This window comes from Sphaerospermopsis reniformis (genome assembly GCF_005402885.1).
Classification (GTDB): domain Bacteria; phylum Cyanobacteriota; class Cyanobacteriia; order Cyanobacteriales; family Nostocaceae; genus Sphaerospermopsis; species Sphaerospermopsis kisseleviana.
Genome location: NZ_BJCE01000503.1, coordinates 1 through 1024, shown reverse-complemented (window position 1 = coordinate 1024; position 1024 = coordinate 1). Strand labels below are relative to the sequence as shown.

General features: G+C 38.8%; 1 protein-coding gene. It reads right to left on the bottom strand.

Going from position 1 to position 1024, the window contains the following annotated elements; translation table 11 throughout:
* Nucleotides 1-124: 124 nt before the first annotated feature.
* The gene (locus tag FFR48_RS28055; protein ID WP_137669592.1) at nt 125-898 is read right to left on the bottom strand and encodes a glycosyltransferase family 2 protein; all 774 of its coding nucleotides are present in this window, start codon (nt 896-898) and stop codon (nt 125-127) included.
* Nucleotides 899-1024 lie beyond the last annotated feature (126 nt).

Genomic DNA, 1024 nt, shown 5'->3' with positions numbered 1-1024 from the left:
CTAATTTATCAGACCCAAAATGCACAGTTTTTAAGGTATACCCTTCAAAAATCTTGCACTTTCTTTCCTCCTGATCAGCCTCAAACCTTTGATTTACGAGTATTTTGGGTTTATTCAGCAAGCCCTATTTATCCCTTTGATTAAAACTAGCCTCTATTAAATTTATACTGAGCAGAATTTCTGCTAATACTCGCTGCAATGCGTAATACAAACCATATTTACCATCTAAAATGCCTCCTTTGACAATCAGGCAATAAACCAGTATAATTAATGGGGCGATGATTTTTCGCTTACGCAGACGATCGCCTAAACTAAGTTCATGGTTCGGGGTTTCTAGGAGTTTTTTGGACTCAATCACCATGTAACGTTGTTGCGCCCATAACCAGCGATTTAATGGTTTGCGATCGTCGTGGTGAATGTATGCTGTCAGTTGACTAGAGTTACCTCGATTTTTTAGTAGTTGTGTGTGACCATCATCAATATAAATTGTTTTGTCTTTGCGAAAGAGTACCTCACGGGGTGGGAGTATGGTACCTCTTAAAGGTTTACCAAATACACAATATTTAAATCTGGCAAAGTAGCCGTCAATGGTAGTATCTAGAGGTAAATTTTCAATTTCCGTAATTAGTTCATCGGTTAAGATATAATCAGCATCCAGAGATAAAACCCATTCTGATTTAACTTGCTCTAAGCCATAGTTCCATTGATTGGCGTGAGTATCAAATTTTCTTGTAAAGACTTCTGCTTGCGGATAGGAAGATAATATTTCTGAAGTTTCATCTGTGCTGTAACTATCAATAACAATAATTTGTTTTGCCCAGGTGAGTTTTTCTAGGGTGCGATCGATGTTGGGGGCTTCGTTATAGGTGAGGATGAGGGGGGTAATTTGTTCTAGCATATAGTGATCTGATTTGATTCATGAATTTTTTGTAGAGGCAGGGAACAGGGAACAGGGAACAGGGAACAGGAAAGAAGGCTGTCAGTATTTATGGTGAGCGAAGCCGAACCATGTATGGAGTTCTGT

Bases quoted from the DNA above. Each gene is read 5' to 3' on its own strand.
- FFR48_RS28055 (WP_137669592.1), bottom strand. From the start codon at position 898: ATGCTAGAACAAATTACCCCCCTCATCCTCACCTATAACGAAGCCCCC.